At 51.1% G+C, this 13,620-nt stretch carries 13 protein-coding genes and 1 pseudogene; 7 read left to right on the forward strand and 7 right to left on the reverse strand.

The window, feature by feature from the left end:
- Positions 1-196: 196 nt before the first annotated feature.
- The gene (locus H8B09_RS16805) at positions 197-1,738 is read left to right on the forward strand and encodes a histidine kinase N-terminal 7TM domain-containing diguanylate cyclase (RefSeq protein WP_191204710.1); all 1,542 of its coding nucleotides are present in this window, start codon (positions 197-199) and stop codon (positions 1,736-1,738) included.
- A gap of 47 nt (positions 1,739-1,785) precedes the next feature.
- On the opposite strand, the gene H8B09_RS16810 is transcribed toward H8B09_RS16805, so the two are convergent.
- The 3 genes and pseudogenes from H8B09_RS16810 to H8B09_RS16820 form a co-directional block, all read right to left on the reverse strand.
- Positions 1,786-2,322, reverse strand: a complete 537-nt coding sequence (locus tag H8B09_RS16810; RefSeq protein WP_191204711.1) for a P-loop nucleotide/nucleoside kinase family protein — start codon at positions 2,320-2,322, stop codon at positions 1,786-1,788.
- Positions 2,323-2,358: 36 nt separating this feature from the next.
- Positions 2,359-2,550: pseudogene (locus H8B09_RS16815) on the reverse strand (Rrf2 family transcriptional regulator); the annotation flags it as partial.
- A 36-nt stretch (positions 2,551-2,586) separates the two neighbouring features.
- Positions 2,587-3,339 carry an SDR family oxidoreductase gene (locus H8B09_RS16820; RefSeq protein ID WP_191204713.1) on the reverse strand — a complete coding sequence of 251 codons (753 nt, stop codon included), beginning with the start codon at positions 3,337-3,339 and terminating at the stop codon, positions 2,587-2,589.
- A 252-nt stretch (positions 3,340-3,591) separates the two neighbouring features.
- On the opposite strand from H8B09_RS16820, the gene H8B09_RS16825 reads away from it, so the two are divergent.
- The 5 genes from H8B09_RS16825 (at position 3,592) to H8B09_RS16845 (ending at position 6,593) form a co-directional block, all read left to right on the forward strand.
- Positions 3,592-4,176, forward strand: coding sequence for a TetR/AcrR family transcriptional regulator (locus tag H8B09_RS16825; RefSeq protein ID WP_191204714.1), 585 nt, complete (start codon positions 3,592-3,594; stop codon positions 4,174-4,176).
- 5 nt (positions 4,177-4,181) lie between these two features.
- Positions 4,182-4,811 (forward strand): VC0807 family protein, encoded by a 630-nt coding sequence (locus H8B09_RS16830; protein ID WP_191204715.1) that lies wholly within the window; start codon positions 4,182-4,184, stop codon positions 4,809-4,811.
- Positions 4,808-5,308 carry a GNAT family N-acetyltransferase gene (locus H8B09_RS16835; RefSeq protein WP_191204716.1) on the forward strand — a complete coding sequence of 167 codons (501 nt, stop codon included), beginning with the start codon at positions 4,808-4,810 and terminating at the stop codon, positions 5,306-5,308. Before H8B09_RS16830 ends, H8B09_RS16835 begins: the two co-directional genes overlap by 4 nt.
- A 62-nt stretch (positions 5,309-5,370) precedes the next feature.
- Complete coding sequence (locus tag H8B09_RS16840) at positions 5,371-5,622, forward strand: hypothetical protein (protein WP_191204717.1); 252 nt, start codon at positions 5,371-5,373, stop codon at positions 5,620-5,622.
- A 173-nt stretch (positions 5,623-5,795) separates the two neighbouring features.
- Complete coding sequence (locus H8B09_RS16845; RefSeq protein ID WP_191204718.1) at positions 5,796-6,593, forward strand: TetR/AcrR family transcriptional regulator; 798 nt, start codon at positions 5,796-5,798, stop codon at positions 6,591-6,593.
- A 68-nt stretch (positions 6,594-6,661) separates the two neighbouring features.
- Here the strand turns inward: H8B09_RS16845 and H8B09_RS16850 are convergent, their stop codons facing one another.
- The 3 genes from H8B09_RS16850 to H8B09_RS16860 all read right to left on the reverse strand — a co-directional run bounded on the left by H8B09_RS16850 (position 6,662) and on the right by H8B09_RS16860 (position 11,467).
- Positions 6,662-8,209 (reverse strand): MFS transporter, encoded by a 1,548-nt coding sequence (locus tag H8B09_RS16850; RefSeq protein ID WP_191204719.1) that lies wholly within the window; start codon positions 8,207-8,209, stop codon positions 6,662-6,664.
- 211 nt (positions 8,210-8,420) lie between these two features.
- Entirely contained in the window at positions 8,421-10,763 is a 2,343-nt protein-coding gene (locus H8B09_RS16855) for an ABC transporter permease (protein WP_224753696.1), read from the reverse strand.
- A complete protein-coding gene (locus H8B09_RS16860; protein ID WP_191204721.1) occupies positions 10,763-11,467 on the reverse strand; it encodes an ABC transporter ATP-binding protein in 705 nt (234 codons plus the stop codon). The genes H8B09_RS16855 and H8B09_RS16860 overlap by 1 nt, the downstream gene beginning before the upstream one ends.
- Before the next feature lie 354 nt (positions 11,468-11,821).
- Between H8B09_RS16860 and pyrH the strand changes: the two genes are divergently transcribed.
- On the forward strand, positions 11,822-12,556 hold the full coding sequence (gene pyrH, locus H8B09_RS16865) for a UMP kinase (protein ID WP_191204722.1): 735 nt from the start codon (positions 11,822-11,824) through the stop codon (positions 12,554-12,556).
- A 58-nt stretch (positions 12,557-12,614) separates the two neighbouring features.
- Here the strand turns inward: pyrH and H8B09_RS16870 are convergent, their stop codons facing one another.
- Complete coding sequence (locus H8B09_RS16870) at positions 12,615-13,502, reverse strand: cation diffusion facilitator family transporter (protein ID WP_191204723.1); 888 nt, start codon at positions 13,500-13,502, stop codon at positions 12,615-12,617.
- Positions 13,503-13,620: the final 118 nt, after the last annotated feature.

Here is a 13,620-nt window from a genome sequence, read left to right on the forward strand (position 1 = left end):
ACGGTTAGCAGGGATAGCTAAGTTTGCATACAGCCCTTATAGGATTCATGAGTGACCCCGACACGCGATATGCGGTCGGGGTTTTGTATTGCAGCTGCAGGCTTAACATCATATTTTATCCAATGGTTATCCTATTTATGTATGTCGTTATATGCTGTAGAATGGTGTCAAAACCGCACATTATTGGAGACAACGAATGGCGAATCCGCAGCTTACAGCGTATATTTCCCTTGTTACAACGTCGGGTGTATTGATTTTAGTATTATTTATTTATTCTTTTGTCAAAAGAAAACAGACTCCGTTCGCCTATACGTTCATGTTGTTCACCTTTACGCAATGTATTTATGTTTTCGGCCACGCGTTTGAACTGGCAAGCAATACGCTTGAGCAAATTAAGCATTGGACGATGGTGGAATACGCCGGCATGCCTTTTGCAGCCGTGCTTGGCTTGATCGTCATCCTGAAGTATATCGGCAAAACCGTTTCCCTTCGGACGGGCTTGCTGATGTGCGTGATCCCTTTCATTAGTTTCCTCATGGTGTTGACGAACGATTACCATCACCTATTCTACAAAGCGATGTATCTACGGGCGGATGCCCCGACGCCGATGGCGGACGTGTCGATCGGACAATGGTATATCGTGCATGGCGCCTACACGTTCGGCAGCTTGTTTACAGCTACAGTGCTGCTAATCAGAAGATGGAGAAGCACGAAGAAGGCGTATCGGTTCCAGTTGGCGACGCTCATTATTTCGCAGCTGCTGCCGATGTCAGCTGCTTTCGTCTACCTTCTCGGGCTTACACCGTACGGCATGGATCCGGTACCGATCACGATGTGCGTGACCGCGTCCCTGTTTATTTGGTCCATCGCAGCGAGTCGTCTGCTTACGATTGTGCCAATCGCTAAGGAGAGTATCTTCGAAAGCATGCGGGAAGGCGTTATCGTGCTGGATGCCAATCGGCGGATCATCGATTACAATCAGGCGGTTAAAGGAATGATTCCTTTCCTGCACAGCGGTGTAATCGGGACAAGCTTGGATGATATGTGGCCTCAACTAACGGGAAAGGCTTTCCCTGATGATGTCTCTATGGACGGCTTGGAGGAAGAAGTGCACTGGCCAACTGCGGAGGGAGTCTCCAGTTATCAAGTGAGGTCTTCCTTAGTTACGAATAAGAGAGGCGATGCGATCGGCATGCTGTTAATGCTGATTGATGTGACGGAGCAGCGCATGCTGCAGGAGCAGTTGAAGAAGCTGGCCTATTACGATGGATTGACCGGCATCTATAACCGGACGCAGTTTCTCGAGGAAGGCAGGGCACTGTTGGAGGATACGAACAGAGGACCAGTCTCGCTAATTCTGTTTGACATCGACCACTTCAAGCAAATCAATGATACGTACGGGCATGAGACCGGCGACCAGGCGCTCATCCATATCGTGTCGGTCTGCCAACGTTTCATTGATCCGGAGATGCCATTCGCTCGTTACGGGGGAGAAGAGTTCGTTATTGCAGTGCCAAGTGCGGCGCTGCCCGAAGCCGCCCGACTGGCGGAGAATATTCGAGCGGCGCTGCAGCACAATGCGATGCATGTCAAGGGGCAAGCCATTGCGGTCACGTCGAGCTTCGGCGTCGTGCAGCTTGGCGATCACGAGTCGCTGGAGGCGATTCTGCGCAGAGCCGATGAAGCCTTGTATACATCCAAGAAAGATGGGCGTAACCGTGTTACGGCAGCGGCATAAGCAACGAGATAGAAGAGCAAGCCAAGGCCATCCTTTATCGGATGGCCTTATTTGTTCTGCATGCTATGTGCCATTACCAACGATAGGGCCTGATTAGTTAGCGACTCGGTATCCTGTACCGTATCCAAAATAATCTCGCCATCAAGAAGCTGCTCGGCATTCGCATCTTGATAATGCTGCTTAAGCTGCGCCAGGTTCGTAATTAACTGATTCGGGAGCGGCTGCATGCTTCGCTTCGTAAGTCTGTCCGACCAGACGGAATCATCGCTGCATACGCATTGAAATGCATGGAGCGTGCCACCCCGTGACTCGATCCAATCCTTTAGGTTGAGTGCATCACGGATATGATTAAAGCCGAAATCCAATACGATCGAAGCTTTGGTGTAGATGATGGTCTCAAGAAAACGGTACAGGAAGTCGAAGCAAATCTGATTCCTAGATCCGTGTTCGGTCACACGGCTGGCAATGGAGTCATAGAGATCATCCTTATGCAGGACAGGCAGCTGAAGCCTCCTTCCCAGCTCGTTAGACAGTGTTGTTTTCCCCGTGGCTGACTTGCCTCTGAATAAGATAATGATGGACATGGCGTTTCTCCTCTTCTGATTGCCTCTCCTATTACATTACCTCTCATACAGCTCGTCTAACGTATATTTGCTCAGAACTTTCGTGAATTCCTTCTCTGTCTCCGATAAGATTCGAGACAGTACCTGGGTCGTATAGTCCGGTTCTGTCTGCTTCGTGCTGAGCGCATTGTTCATAAGCGCTTGATAAATATCGAGCAGGCGGATCTGATCGGGCGCTTTTGCCAACTGATATCCCCCATATCTGCAGCCCGCGCGCGTAACGTACTATTTCGCCATCGCGTTCGATACGAAGTCAGGGAAGTACTTGCCCCCGAATCGCAAATATTTGGACAGACCGGGAACGACTCGTTTCTTGTTGCGCTCCATTCCTTTCATGCCATGCTTAACGAGCGTCTGCACGCTCATATCGGGAATGCCGCGGTTATCCGTCGTTGACGGCTGAAGCTTCGTCTCCGATACGAGCGGGGGAACGAGCTCCATGACATGAATATTCTTATTAGACTTCTTGAGCTGGATTCGAAGGGCGTCGGTGAACATATGTATACCTGCTTTGGTGGCCGAGTACACGGGGTGGTTAGGAGACGATACAAAGGATAGGCCGGAGCTTACCGTTACTATCATCGCTTCCTGCTGCATCGACAGCTGCGGTAACAGCGCCTGCGTCAGCCATATCGTTCCTTTCAGATTCGTCTCAATCTCAAGCGTAGACTGCTCGAACAGAGCGCTTGGGTCCAGCAGATTGAATTCGCGCATTATGCCCGCGGAGTGGAATAGAATGTTGGTCTCCGGATAGTTATTGCGGACAAAATCAGCAATTGCACGTACCGATTCGGGATTCGATACATCCCCTTGGAGACCGATCAATCCTGGATTCGTCTTCGTTACCTCGTCAATCATCGCTTGATTACGACCTACAATAATAACGTTATTGCCGCGTTTCAACAATTCCTGTGCAAAGCCAAGGCCAATACCCGACGTACCGCCTGTAATTAGAATCGTATTGTTCGAAAGCTTCATCGCTAATCTCCTCTGCGGGCTGCGTTGTTTAGTTCCATAAGGGATTGTACTTCAATTTCCTCAAATGCTGAATACCTCTTCGATTTTTTCCTGTTTCTCCACGGTTACGCGTTTCTTGAACAGCTTCATTTTTCCGCGAACACCCAATTTTTGTTCCAGCTGTTGACAAACCGACTGTCGGTCTGTAAACTAAAACCATAAACATACCAACGGTCGGTTTGGTGACAACGACAAGAGAAAGCAGGATGAATCATGACAAACATAAATACAAGTTTCCAGACGATACTCGATACAGTAGAAGAGCTCGTAAGAGAGAAGGGCTGCAGACAAACGACGCTGCAAGACATTATTAATCGGTCGGGACTGTCGAAGGGAGCGATCTACCACTATGTAACCGGCAAGGATGAGCTGCTTGGGCTGGTGCTGAAATCACGTATTGAACAGATCAATGATCGGTTCCATGAGGCCGTGAACAATCCGGCAACGAATGGTCTTGAGAATCCGCTTCAGGTGATTGTGGCCGGCATGGCGAAGACCTCGAGTCATGAGGATGTTACGAACAAGATTTTCATCTATTTGCTCAGTCAGATGGATAATCCGAAAGTGTCGGAAATTATGAATAGCTTATACGATTATACGCTGAACACAAGCACGCAATGGATCGAGATCGGCCAGCAGCACGGCGTCATCCCGCCGACGATCGATAAGGTGAAGGCTGCGGAGAGCATGCTCCTATTCACTTACGCCATGCGCGTTCAGAATACGATTAAGCAAGATGCGGGCAGTATGACAGCACAAGATATGATGCAATTCATGGCCCGAACTTTAGGGAGGTAATGATAATGTCCACACGCAAATATGTCATTTTCACACTGCTGGTGAACGGGGTTATTCCATGGGCGCTCTACGTCTGGCTGTCGCACTCGATGTCCAGCATCGCAGCGCTCACGATCGCGACGATGATTCCGCTGGTCGATAACCTGTTCTATCTTGTGAAGAACCGCAAGCTGGACGCATTCGGCTCATTGATGCTGTTTACCTTTGTCTTAACCTTGGCGCTGGTGGCGCTCGGCGGAAGCGAGAAAATCCTTCTCATAAGGGAATCGCTCATTACGGGTGCTGTCGGTGTTGTGTTCCTGGGCTCGCTCGTTTTCCGGCGTCCGCTTATTTTTCACCTGGCACAACGGTTCATCGGCAGCCCTGACTTCGGTGACAACTGGGCATACAGCTACTTCCGGTTCGTGATGCGGCTAATGACTTTCGTGTGGGGCATCATGATGCTCCTTGAAGCGGCAGTTCGTACGTTCATGGTGTTCCAGTTGACGACAGCGCAATTTCTTGCAGCTTCGAATTTCATCTTGTATGGGTTTATTGGAGCAGCGATTGCCTGGACGGTTGTGTATCGGAGATATTCGGCCAAACGCTTGAAAGCAATCAAAGCGAACACGGAACATAAGGGGATTACGGTATGACAATTCAGGTCCTGCATGGCGAAGACAAGAAGTCGGTATTGTCCTTATTTCGGATCGTTACGAAGGATTTGCAGGGGCGGGGCATTCGTCAGTGGGACCGGTTCTATCCGAACCGATGGATTATCGGAAGTGATATTAAGCGCCACAACATGTTCGGGATCCGAATGGATGGCCGCGTCGTAGCAGCCGTCGTTGTTGATGCGAACCAAAGCGACAAATATAAGAGTCTCGCTTGGAGCGACAGGGACGGAACGCCGTCGTGTATCCACCGGTTGGTCGTGCACCCGGAATATCAAGGCAGAGGGCTCGGCAAGCAGCTCCTGCAATATGCCGAGGCGCTTGCGAAGCAGCAGGGAAGCAGCAGCATCCGGCTGGATGTCTACAAGGGTAACCCTAGTGCCGTCAATATGTACAGCCGCGCCAACTATAAGCAAGTGGGAGAAGTGAAGTATCCGATGAGGGAAATTCCTTATCTGGTCATGGAGAAGGTGCTATAGCGGTGGTGGGCAGGGATATGCCGAGGCAGGTTTATTTGACATTGAAAGGGGATCTCCTTGCGATGGATCAGCAGAGTCCAGTTTTCATTTTGATTCAAATCGTTCTTCCCATTGGCGTGATCTTTGCCCTTGTCTATAAGTACGTGGATTTCGTAACCCGAACAACGCATGTTGTTTGCCCGATGTGCCGCAGCAGCTTCAAGCTGACGAAGCAGGCTTTTGCATTCTCGCTGAAGACAGGGGTCATGAATGAGCGCGTGGTCACTTGCCCGGCTTGTGGGCATCGAGGCGGCATGCCGGTTATGAAGGACTAGAATGTAGAGGGCCGTCCGTGAAGGATGGCCCTTAAACGTGCTGCTGAAGTCTGTGTTTCTGCGTTAATAATCAGCCGACGGCAATCTCCCTTCACGATTTTAATGCAAACGTGATATACTGTTTATATTGTACACAATTTACTCGAAACAACTGGGTCTCCAGGAGGGATACAATGAGCGAACAAGATATAACACTGGATGAAGCGGCGAAGGCGCTTCCTGCCGGCGCAGCACTCAGCTGGGGGCTGGTGAAGCCCTCGCAGCGCGGTCCTAAGCGGGAGATGAGCATCGAGCAGATCGTACAGACGGCCATCGATATTGCGGATAAGGATGGTCTTGCAGCTGTTTCAATGGGCCGAATCGCATCGGCGCTGGGCTTCACAGCGATGTCTCTTTACCGCTACATTCCAAGCAAAGACGATCTATTAATTCTCATGCAGGATGAGGCATGCAATTTTCCACTGCCGCCAGAGCGACCGGCTTCGGAGTGGCGGGAGGGCTTGCGCGAATACGTGATGGGAACGATTAACGTTTTCCGTAAACATCCCTGGTACGGCGATATTCCGATCTTCGGCATTCCGATCACGCCTAACAATCTCCGCATCGTCGACTGGGCGCTGCGGCCGTTAAGGGAAATGCCGCTGAACGACTATGAGAAAATGTCCTTTGTGCTGCTGCTAAGCGGATATGCCCGCTCCTGCGGAATGATTCAGAGGGACATCGATCGCGCTGTACAAGCCGGTTCCAGCGAGCGGGAGTTCGGCGGACTCAATTACACGGCAGCGCTTCGACTGCTAGTCACGCAGGAACAGTACCCGAATCTGCAGCCTTTGATTATGTCAGGTGTCTACACCGAAGAGAACAGTGGCGAGAATCCGGTTGGCAATGACTTGGACTTCGGACTAGAGCGGATTCTGGACGGCATTGAACAATATTTGAATCAGAAGAAGCAAGCTGATATAGATCAGTAAGGCTTCTCTGATTGCACAAAAAGGCTTCTCCAAGGGCATCAACCTTGGAGAAGCCTTTTTTTTACGTGTTACGACGCAGTAACGACAGCTGGTTTACTATCGCGCAGCAGCACGATTGTGACTGCAGTTGTCAGCAGCAGGATGACACCGGAGACAAGGCAGGTAAAGTGCATAGCGGTCATGAAGGCATCGCGAGATGCGTCGACCACCTGTAAGGCAGTATCTACAGGCAAATGCCGAGCGGCGGCTGATGCTCCCGCAATGGTCTGCTCTGCAGCTTGTGCGGCATCAGCCGAAAGCCCCGATGGCAGGTGAGGTGCGACGGAATGGCGGTAGATCGCCGCGAGTACACAGCCCAGGAGCGCAATCCCGAATGCGCCGCCAAGCTCGCTGGACGTTTCGAGCAGACCGCCAACCGCTCCTGCGCGGTCGGTTGGCGTTACGCCAATGACATAATCGGTGACGAGCGTCATGACGGAGACAATTCCCGCCGCAACCAATCCGGCTCCGACAAGCATGATGAGCAGCGGCGAGAAGCCATCTACACGAACCTGGGTCAGTATGCCGAATCCGATTGCCGATAAAGCGAAGCCGCCGGCCATCACACGTGGTCTTCCGTGCGTCAACGACAGCTTAGCCGCCAATGGAGCTGCTGCGCCGACGGCGATGGAAGGCAGCACACTCCAGAGGGATGCGGTGAACGGAGAGTACCCAAGAACCGACTGGAGAAATTGAGTGTTGATCAACGCGCTCGCCATGAGCGTGAAGGTCGCGATCAGGTTTACGAGGATCGAACCGCCCGTCCGGCGGTCTTTCAAAGTGCGAATATCGATTAGCGGGTTGGAGATTGTGAGTTGGCGGATTACGAATATAGCTCCGACGAGCAAGCCGGCTGCGAGCAGCACAGTAGGTATGACCGCCCATCCGTCCTCTGCGATCGTCTTGACGCCATAAGTGACAGGGAGTATGGTTGCGAGCGCGAGAACTGAGCTGACCATATCGATTCGATTGCGTACGGTGCTGCGTGACTCGGGCAGAAGGAATGGCGCAATGAGCAGCAGCAGTGCCATGGCTGGGATATTAATGAGGAACACGGCGCCCCAGGAGAAAGAGTCAATGAGAAGGCCGCCAATAATCGGTCCAACGGTTACGCCGCTGGCCATAACGGCGCTCCAGATCGACATCGCTTTGGTCCGCTGCGTCTGATCCTGGAACATCGTACGAACGAGCGCCAACGTCGATGGCATAAGCGTCGAGCCCGCAATTCCTAGAATGCCGCGAGCGAGGATAAGCGTTTCGGGGGTGTGAGCATATGCGGCGAACAACGAGCATAACGCGAAGCCGATCGAGCCAATCATCAGCAGGCGCCGGCGTCCGATTCGATCGCCGATGGCACCCATCGTAAGCAACAGGCCGGCAAGAATAAACCCGTATACGTCGAAAATCCACAATTGCTCGGTAGCCGTCGGTTGCAGATCGGCAGCGATAGCAGGTGCGGCGAAGAATAAGACAGAGACATCCATCGATACGACCATCAGCGGAAGACACAAGATACATAATGCGATCCATTCTTTACGACCAGCTAGTTTGCCGGCAGTAGGGGCAGCGTTGAACATTGAAATTCACTCCTTATTGTTTATGACTTAAACAGTTATCTATGGATACAGTATATTAGGTAAACAGTATATGGTCAACACAAAAACAAAAAAATAATTTGCGTGCCTATCCGACTCCGGAAACCGACCAAATGGTACGAATAAATCTAAGCGCAAGCGTGGTTAAACAGCAGAAGAAAAAAGGCCATCCGTTTGCGGATGGCCTTGAACGTTACTCGACGCTTTTGAGCGATTCAATCATGTTAATGTTCGAGACCTTGCCCCTGAGCAGCAGATTGGAGAGTGTAGTGAGCAAGAATGCAACAGCAACTGCGATCAGAATAACCGGGATGCTCAATTGATTCGGGATTTGCTGATGCGTGCTGGACAACGCTTGAATGATAACGCTATATACATAGCTGCTGATCGGCAGAGCGACGATGGCGGCGAACACGGTGAGCATGATATTTTCCAAGAAAATGAGCCTGTAGATCTTGCCGCGTTGATAGCCCAGCACTTTCAAGGTTGCGAGCTCGCGACTCCGCTCATAAATATTGATGGACGAGATCGTGTAGATGGCGCCGAAGGATAGAATGACGGCCGAGACGATGAACATGATGAATACGAAGCTGTTCTGCTTCAGGATATATTGCGCTGACTTTTGCAGATCCTGTTGGTCGGCAATCGTATCAACGTTCGGATTGCGCTCGAAGAAGGAACGCACCGATTCAAGCGCCTCTGCATTGTCCACCTGAACTAGCAGTGAAGTCGGATGATAGTCGATGCCAAGACTCTTCAGATAGGCCGGTGTGGCGTAAAAAGACGGATTCGAATACTGCGACGATAGGCTCGCGACCCTCATCTCCACCGTCTGATCGTTCATCGCGGGGGACGTGAACTTGAGCTTGATTCGGTCCCCAACCGCTATATGATAATGATCAGCGTAAGATTGAGGCACCAATACGCCGTCATTCGATAACGCAATCTCGTGGTCATCCGCGCCATAATAATGAATGAGACGATTCCCCGGCTCCGTTACGATTAACGTGGCATTCTCCTTCGTATCGTCTTGGAGGAGTGCGACGGGGTTGGAGCTTAGATCGTAGCTAGAGGCGATGCTCGGAGGCAATTCGCCAGTCGTATCCGGCGAAAAACCGGTCTTATAATCGATGCGCAGATCGTAGCTGTACACCTCTTCCACCTGATTCGCAACCTTGAGCAGCGCCATCTGCGTGCCGAACGCGGTAATCAATAGAACGGTGCTCACAACGACCCCGATGGAGCTTGCCAGAGCCTTCTGTTTATTGAGAAAAATATTACGCAAAATCAGCTTGTAGCTGTACGAAATCGACCGCCACAAACCCGGTATCCGTTCGATGACGAGCTTCTTCATCTTCTTAGGAGGTTTGGGCCGCATCGCCTGTGCCGCATGCTCCTTCAATAACGATCTGCTGCTGAAGTAACAAGCGAGCATGCCGAACGCTGCAGAGAGCAGAATCGGAGGAATGACCGAGTAGAGGGGGAGCGAGAACGTGATGCCAGGCAGCGAATACGCCCTCGCATTGGACTCTCTGATCATTGGGATAAACAGCGCCGCGGCGAGCGCCCAGCCTGCAATCGATCCAACGATGCTGACCAGCACCGGATAGCCCATATAGTGAAGCATGATGCTGCGGTTCCGAACGCCAAGCGCTTTCATAATGCCGACCTGCTTGCGCTGGGAATCAATGATTCGCGACATTGCGAGGAATAGAATAATGGCTTCAATGATAAATAAGACGAGCGGGATGACGCGGCTCATCAGCTTATTGTTGTAGATCGTTTCGCTAATTTGGGCATAGTTAAACGTCCGATCCTTGGTAGTAAGATCGAGATACGGCAGGTTCATTCTTGCGGATGCCGCCTCAACAGCTTGCCCCAGCTCATTAGGATCGTAGCCATCCTTGGCGAGAATCATGACTTCGTTATAGGCGGAGTCTTCCGAGCCTGAGACGCTAGGGATGGCCGCTTCTGCTAGATAGGCCGCTCCGTAGAGAAGATGGTCCTGCGTGTCGCTTAGCTTCGTATGTTCAACATTCTCGCCTAGTCCGCTAATGGTCCATGTAAAGCTGTTATCGCCGACACTCATGCGGAGCTCGTCTCCAACATGGTACTGATGCGCCTCCGCATAGTGGGAGTCGAGCAGAATCTCATGGCTCGTTGAAGGAAGGTGACCCTCAATCAGTGCTGGCGTATTGATGGCGTTCTTGGCGGGAAGAGAATGAACGACTAACGATGCCTTATAATCGCCCCAAGCCTGTGTGGCGTCCAGCGTGTAGCGGCCCTCTATCCGGCTTATCCCCTCAACTGTGCCTAAAGTCGCCACGTCAGCCTGCGATATTCGATCATAAGATACGTATAAGTCACCTAGATGATGTTCTTCAAAATAACCCTTCGTATAAGCGCTGAGGTTGTTGCTATAAGTAACCAGTCCCGCATAGAAGAAGGCGCCTACGGCGATAACGAGCGCAAAGGCGACGAATTGCCCTTTGGCCTGCCAGATATCGCGGATTGACTTGACCCACAGCTTATTCATCACCATTCAATCCCTTCAATGCTCTGTTTGTTGGTATTAATGGTGACGCTCTCGATCCTGCCGCTTCTCACCTTAATGACTTTATCTGCGATGGGCGCAATCGCCGTATTGTGGGTGACCAGGACGACGCATTTCTTCGTGTCCCGGTTCAGATCCTGAAGAAGCTTCAAGACGGACTTGCCGGTTACGTAGTCCAAAGCTCCGGTTGGCTCATCGCACAGCAGCAGCAGAGGGTTCTTCGCTACCGCCCTGGCGATGGCGACACGCTGCTGTTCACCGCCGGAGAGCTGAGAGGGGAAGCTGCGGGCACGATCCCGTAACCCCACTTGGTCCAAAATCCGCTTAGCGTCAAGATGGTCGCTGCATACCTCCGTTGCGAACTCCACATTCTCGAGCGCGTTCAGATTCGGAATCAGGTTATAGAACTGAAAGACGAAGCCAACTTGCTCACCGCGGTAGGCTGTTAGCTGCCGGTCCTTGAACCTCGTAATGTCTTGGCCGCCGACGAATACTTGACCAGCAGTCGCCGTATCCATTCCGCCGAGAATGTTCAGTATCGTGCTCTTGCCAGCGCCGCTGGCGCCTAGAATGACGACGAATTCTCCTTCATTGATCAAGAAATCGACCCCATCCAGCGCTTTGATCTTTACCTCTCCAACTTGGTATTGCTTCGACACCTGCTTGAATTCAATGAGTTTGTTCACCTATTATCGCTCCCTACCCCTAATGTAGAATGATTACTAATCATCACTAGATCATCCTCCTGTCATAGCCAACTATAATTTAGCAAATAAGACTACCCTATCCATGGTTCGGAGTGATGAACTTGCGCTCGGCCTTAGGATCGAGAGTTTCTACTTCCATCGATTTAGGTCGTTGCGCGCAGCTCGTATCATCGATATAATAAATCGATGGAAGAATAGGGAAGGGGCGGGAATATGAGAAGACTGAGGAAGAGAGCCATGCGCATGAATTCCATTTTTCATATTTCTGTTCCATTGAAACACTAAAGCATTTATTGCTTTAGTGTTTTTTATTTTCATGGAGGTGTACATGGGATGAGGTATTCGAGGGTGCTGATTAAGCTGAGTGGTGGAGCGGTTGCGGGGAACACGGAATTTGGTTTCGAGCCGGAACGACTGGAGCATATCGCGAATGAAGTCATGTCTGTGGTGGGCTTGGGAGTGGAAGTGGCGCTCGTAATCGGCGGAGGCAATATTTTTCGCGGGAATATGGCGGAGAGCTGGGGAATTGAACGGGCAGAGGCCGATAACATCGGAACCCTTGCAACGGTCATTAACTCGCTTATGCTGCGAGGCGTGCTTAAAGCGAAGACCGACAAAGAGGTCCGTGTCATGACGGCCATCCCGATCACATCCGTGGCGGAACCTTATATCAGACTCAGAGCCATTCACCATCTGGAACAAGGTTATGTCGTCATTTTCGCCGGAGGCAATGGGCAGCCGTATGTCACCACCGATTATCCTTCCGTCCAACGTGCAATTGAAGTGAACTGTGATGCCCTGCTAGTCGCCAAACAAGGGGTGGATGGCGTGCTTAACGCCGACCCTAAGTACGATAGCCATGCGAGAAAGTTCAAGACCCTTCACTACAACGATGTCCTGAAGCACAACCTGAAAGTCATGGATCAGTCGGCCTTCATCCTCGCTCGAGATTATAATCTGCCGATGCATGTGTTCAACTTCGATCGACCCGGATCCATGAGAGAAATATGCGAAGGCGCCAATCACGGAACGCTTATAAGCGGGGACTCGGTTCTGGAGCTGGAATAACGCTGTGTACAAAAACAAAACACTCACTGCTGCATGCAGCGGTGAGCGTTTGTCATTGCTATGCATAGAAAGGATTCAGGTGCACGAGCACTTCATCCACATCGGAGTGACGTTTCATAATCGACTGTTTAATTTCGCGCGAAATATCATGTCCCTCTTGAATCGTAAGCTCGGCAGGGATGCTGACTCGCACATCGACCAGAATATAGTGGCCATGGTCTCTGGCCCGAACGCGGTCGATTCGTTTCACATGTTCAACGGACTTAATGATCTGACAGAAGTCATCCAGCTTCTCTTTGCTTACCGTCGTTTCCATCAGCACGTTGGTCGCTTCTTTGCCGATATCGATCGCCAGCTTCAAGACGAAGTACGATACGATAATGCCCGCAATCGGGTCGCCGTACGATAAGTAGCTGATCCCATAATGCTCGCCAACGAGCGACAGGCTAATACCAAGCACAGCAGCGATCGAAGCATACACATCGGCAAGGTGGTCGTAGGCGGTAGCCAGTAAGCCTTTGGAGTTCGATGCTCTTCCTAACTTGATGGTATAACGATACAACCAGAACTTCCACACAAGCGATATGAATGCGGCCAGCAGGGCGATATAACTTGTTGGATGAGGGTCTTCGAACAGACTCGTCACCGCATGATAAGCCATATAGAACGATGCGACAGCGAGGATAAGGCCTACAATGCCGGACGCGAGCACTTCCGCTTTGCCATGCCCATAAGGATGATCCTCATCGGCCGGGCGCTTCGATATTTGCATCGACCCCAGGGCAGCACCCGTTGCAATGACATCTCCTGCGTTATGTACGCCATCTGCTAAGAGAACAGGACTGCTGAATACAAGACCAACAGAGATTTTGCCCACGGTTAGAAAAATATTGCTGAATAAGCTGATCCAAACGGCGATGATGGATTGATTGCTGTCCTTACTCAATACAAGTGCCTCCAATGTTCACAATATCCTGTGTCATTATAGTTTACAGAAACCGTGTGGGTCTAGAGAAACAGTCTTGCCCCGATCAACTACTTTTCGTTGCGCGCAAAGAAGTTTT

It is taken from the genome of Paenibacillus terricola (genome assembly GCF_014779765.1).
Classification (GTDB): Bacteria; Bacillota; Bacilli; order Paenibacillales; family Paenibacillaceae; genus Paenibacillus_T; species Paenibacillus_T terricola.

Excerpts from the sequence above, each read along its gene's own strand:
- H8B09_RS16805 (WP_191204710.1), top strand. The coding sequence starts at position 197 with ATGGCGAATCCGCAGCTTACAGCGTATATTTCCCTTGTTACAACGTCG.
- H8B09_RS16810 (WP_191204711.1), bottom strand. The coding sequence starts at position 2,322 with ATGTCCATCATTATCTTATTCAGAGGCAAGTCAGCCACGGGGAAAACA.
- H8B09_RS16820 (WP_191204713.1), bottom strand. The coding sequence starts at position 3,339 with ATGAAGCTTTCGAACAATACGATTCTAATTACAGGCGGTACGTCGGGT.
- H8B09_RS16825 (WP_191204714.1), top strand. The coding sequence starts at position 3,592 with ATGACAAACATAAATACAAGTTTCCAGACGATACTCGATACAGTAGAA.
- H8B09_RS16830 (WP_191204715.1), top strand. The coding sequence starts at position 4,182 with ATGTCCACACGCAAATATGTCATTTTCACACTGCTGGTGAACGGGGTT.
- H8B09_RS16835 (WP_191204716.1), top strand. The coding sequence starts at position 4,808 with ATGACAATTCAGGTCCTGCATGGCGAAGACAAGAAGTCGGTATTGTCC.
- H8B09_RS16840 (WP_191204717.1), top strand. The coding sequence starts at position 5,371 with ATGGATCAGCAGAGTCCAGTTTTCATTTTGATTCAAATCGTTCTTCCC.
- H8B09_RS16845 (WP_191204718.1), top strand. The coding sequence starts at position 5,796 with ATGAGCGAACAAGATATAACACTGGATGAAGCGGCGAAGGCGCTTCCT.
- H8B09_RS16850 (WP_191204719.1), bottom strand. The coding sequence starts at position 8,209 with ATGTTCAACGCTGCCCCTACTGCCGGCAAACTAGCTGGTCGTAAAGAA.
- H8B09_RS16855 (WP_224753696.1), bottom strand. The coding sequence starts at position 10,763 with ATGAATAAGCTGTGGGTCAAGTCAATCCGCGATATCTGGCAGGCCAAA.
- pyrH (WP_191204722.1), top strand. The coding sequence starts at position 11,822 with ATGAGGTATTCGAGGGTGCTGATTAAGCTGAGTGGTGGAGCGGTTGCG.